Origin of the sequence: Bradyrhizobium sp. STM 3809 (genome assembly GCF_000239795.1) — a bacterium.
In the GTDB taxonomy this organism is placed as follows: Bacteria; Pseudomonadota; Alphaproteobacteria; order Rhizobiales; family Xanthobacteraceae; genus Bradyrhizobium.
In genome coordinates this window covers 1-3410 of sequence record NZ_CAFJ01000503.1, presented here as the reverse complement: position 1 = coordinate 3410, position 3410 = coordinate 1, and the positions used below count along the sequence as shown (strand labels likewise).

Genomic DNA, 3410 nt, shown 5'->3' with positions numbered 1-3410 from the left:
CCATGACGAAAACCGGCGAGCCGGGTTTCGATCGTGAATGCGGTCATCGCTGCCGCAAGGAAAAACTTGGCGAGACTTCGTGGCGGGAAAAAAGTGCGGCCTCGAAAGGGGGACCAGCGCGGTACAAAACCCCGATCGAGGCCGCTTCCGTGTCGATCGGCGGATCGAACACTCGTCATTTTTTCGTGAGTATTTGGTGCGATATTGAGACGCGCCGGTGCCATGATTCCAGATTTTCGGTGACGGAATTGCGGCGTCGACCTTGGCGTGTGGCCGGCTGGTGGCGGGGGCGCGCCGTCCGGTTCTGGCGCACGATTTCAGCAAGCGCGCAACAGCTTCTGACGATGGCCGAATCCGCCGGGTGGCGGGATCGGGTCCGAGATCCGATCGCGGGCCGCCGCTAGCCGCCCACCCGTTCGGCTTGGTCATAAACAAGGCGTGCAACCTGAGTGAGACGTGTGCGGTCGGTGCCTCCGCTGACGACGTAGCTCACCCCGCGGTCCGCCCACGACAGTGCGGAGGTATTGCCCTGCGCCGTATAGCGCATCTGCGCGGCCTCGATCCCGACCTTGGTCGCGTAGACGGTGAAGCGCTCACCAGAGGCGCTCTCATACATCAGGAACGACGCTGGTCCGCTCGGACCCGGCAGCAGTCGGCCGCCGACCAGCTTCAGCCCGGTGGCCTCCAACTCCGGCGCCTGCACAGTGCGGCCGCAGCGCCGCGTGAGCCATTGCTGCAGATGGGCCTTCTCCTCGCCGGGCACCTCGACCGGATGCCGCACATCGACGACGTACAGCCGGTGCGCATCGAGCGCCTCGCCGGTCAGGTTCTGCAGCAAGGACGGTGACGTGGAGGCGCCATGGGCGATCCAGCCGACCGCGCCGCCGACGGCGAAGGCAACCAGGCTCGCCGCCATGGCGCCGACGATCCAGCGCCGCGGACGGTGATCGAGCCGGTCGAGATCCAGCCGCGACGGCACCGGCTCGTTGACGACGGAATCGTAGCGGGCATGCAGTGCCTCGGCCATGCTGCGCCAGGATTCGACCCGCTCGGCCTCGGCAGGATGCGCCGCGAGCCAGCGTTCGACGTCGCTGCGGCGCTCGACCGGCAGCTCATTGTCGACATAGGCGTGAAGCTCGTCCTCGGTGACGGGAATGGTCGGGTCGGTCATCATGTGGGTCTCATTGCAGTCGAGCGGCCGGGCGTCGGCGCGGCCGCAACGGCTTCGGTCAGGCGAGCGCGGCAGCGCGGCTTTTGTACGGTCGAGGGCGGGGTCATTTCACTCTCCGCAGGGCTGGCCGCTCGCCTTCGAGCACGGCGCGGACGTGGGCGCGGGCACGGGCGAGACGCGACATCACCGTCCCGATCGGAACGCCCTGGATGTCGGCGACCTCGCGGTAGCTCATGCCTTCGAGCACCACCAGCAGCAGCACGGCGCGCTGCTCCTCCACCAGCGTGGCGAGCGCGCGCTCGATGTCGCGCCCCTCGGCCTCGGTGCCGCTGGCATCGGGATTGTCGTCCTGCAGCGGCATGAAGTGCGGCCGCCGCGCCAGCGACCGCCGCCGGTTCTTGTTCAGGTTGGTCAGGATCGTGTAGAGCCAGCTGCGCAGATCCCCGCCGAGGAACAGCCGCTCCGACCGCAGCGCTCGAACCAGGGTGTCCTGGACGAGATCATCGGCCGCATCCATGTCGCGCGCCAAGGCGCGGGCGTAGCGGCGCAATGCCGGAATCATGGCCTCGACGCTCTGGCGAAACGCGCTCATGGGCTGTCCTGCGGCCGTGCCGTTCTGTGCCGAAGACGCGGGCCGCAACCGCGCCTTGCAGAGATCATAACCCCGTGACGACAGGCCTATTCCGCCCCGGGAAAACCCCGCCTGGAGTTTGCCACAGGGCGGGCGGAATGGGGCTGTACCGGGCCAGACCGGTGGTGTACGTCCAATCGTTAATAATCGTTCTATGGGAAGCCGCATGGCGCAGATTTCAGGTTTGATGCAGGGCAAGCGCGGGGTCATTCTCGGCGTCGCCAACAACCGCTCGATCGCCTGGGGCATCGCCAAGGCGGCCCGCGCCGCGGGTGCGGAGATCGCACTGACGTACCAGGGCGATGCCCTGAAGAAGCGGGTCGAGCCGCTCGCCGCCGAGCTCGGTGGCCTCGTGCTCGGCCATTGCGACGTCACCGACCCGGCCACCATCGATGCCGTGTTCGACGTGCTCAAGGAGAAATGGGGCAAGATCGACTTCGTCGTGCACGCCATTGCCTTCTCGGACAAGGACCAGCTCGACGGCCGCTACATCGAGACCACGCAGGACAATTTCTCCAAGAGCATGCTGATCAGCTGCTACTCGCTGACCGCGATCGCGCAGCGCGCCGAGAAGCTGATGGCCGACGGCGGCTCGATCATCACCTTGACCTATTACGGCGCCGAGAAATGGATGCCGCATTACAACGTCATGGGCGTCGCCAAGGCCGCGCTGGAGGCCAGCGTGCGCTACCTCGCCGCCGACCTCGGCGAAAAGAACATCCGCGTCAATGCCGTCTCGGCCGGCCCGATCAAGACGCTGGCCGCCTCGGGTATCGGCGACTTCCGCTATATACTGAAGTGGAACGAGTACAACGCGCCGCTGCGCCGGACCGTGACCATCGAGGAGGTCGGCGACAGCGCGCTGTACCTGCTGTCCGATCTGTCACGTGGCGTGACCGGCGAGGTGCACCACGTCGATTCCGGCTATCACGTCGTCGGCATGAAGCGGCCGGAGGCGCCCGACATCTCGCTGAGCAACTCGGCCGGCGCCAAGGACTAGTTCATCGCGCGCATGCCCCGGCCCACGATCTACTACATTCGCCACGGCGAGACGGAATGGAATGCACTCGGACGCCTGCAGGGCACGCAGGACATTCCGCTCAACGCGCTCGGACGCGTGCAGGCGGTTCAGGCCGGCAACATCCTCAGCGAGATCGTTGCGCGCAACGGCCGTGACGCGGGGCGCCTGCCTTATGTCGCAAGCCCGCTGATCCGCGCCCGCGCCACGATGGAACTGGTGCGCGAGACCCTCAAGCTGCCGGTGACCGATTACGGGCTCGACGCCCGGCTGCGCGAGATCGGCTACGGCAAATGGGAGGGCGCGACGCTGCCGGAGATGCAGGCCGCCGATCCCGTGTTCTATGCCAAGCGCCTGACCGAGAAATGGACGCTGGCGCCCGAGGGCGGCGAGACCTATGCCGATGTCGAGCGCAGGGTGCGCGACTGGTATGACGGGCTGACCGGCGATATCGTGGCCGTCGCCCATGGAGGCACGGCGCGTGCGCTGATGGTCGCGCTCGGTTTCGAAACGCCCAACCGCGCCGTCGACCTGCCGATCCAGCAGGGCGCGGTCTACGTGTTCGGCGACAACGGGTTCGAGAAGTTCAG

The 3410-nt window shown here is 66.8% G+C and carries 5 protein-coding genes; 3 read left to right on the top strand and 2 right to left on the bottom strand.

Annotated elements, in window-relative coordinates; all coding sequences use genetic code 11:
* Nucleotides 1-404: hypothetical protein (locus BRAS3809_RS37125; protein ID WP_210161112.1), on the top strand; the 404-nt coding region annotated here is incomplete at its 5' end.
* Here the strand turns inward: BRAS3809_RS37125 and BRAS3809_RS23310 are convergent.
* Both BRAS3809_RS23310 and BRAS3809_RS23305 read right to left on the bottom strand, forming a co-directional pair.
* On the bottom strand, nt 401-1174 hold the full coding sequence (locus tag BRAS3809_RS23310) for an anti-sigma factor family protein (protein WP_008964498.1): 774 nt from the start codon (nt 1172-1174) through the stop codon (nt 401-403). The genes BRAS3809_RS37125 and BRAS3809_RS23310 overlap by 4 nt on opposite strands.
* Before the next feature lie 100 nt (nt 1175-1274).
* Nucleotides 1275-1763, bottom strand: coding sequence for a sigma-70 family RNA polymerase sigma factor (locus BRAS3809_RS23305; RefSeq protein ID WP_008964497.1), 489 nt, complete (start codon nt 1761-1763; stop codon nt 1275-1277).
* A gap of 205 nt (nt 1764-1968) precedes the next feature.
* On the opposite strand from BRAS3809_RS23305, the gene fabI reads away from it, so the two are divergent.
* A complete protein-coding gene (gene fabI, locus BRAS3809_RS23300; protein ID WP_008964496.1) occupies nt 1969-2802 on the top strand; it encodes an enoyl-ACP reductase FabI in 834 nt (277 codons plus the stop codon).
* A gap of 12 nt (nt 2803-2814) precedes the next feature.
* The coding region (locus BRAS3809_RS23295; RefSeq protein WP_035657857.1) for a histidine phosphatase family protein at nt 2815-3410 on the top strand (596 nt) is incomplete at its 3' end.

Bases quoted from the DNA above. Each gene is read 5' to 3' on its own strand.
- BRAS3809_RS23310 (WP_008964498.1), bottom strand. From the start codon at position 1,174: ATGATGACCGACCCGACCATTCCCGTCACCGAGGACGAGCTTCACGCC.
- BRAS3809_RS23305 (WP_008964497.1), bottom strand. From the start codon at position 1,763: ATGAGCGCGTTTCGCCAGAGCGTCGAGGCCATGATTCCGGCATTGCGC.
- fabI (WP_008964496.1), top strand. From the start codon at position 1,969: ATGGCGCAGATTTCAGGTTTGATGCAGGGCAAGCGCGGGGTCATTCTC.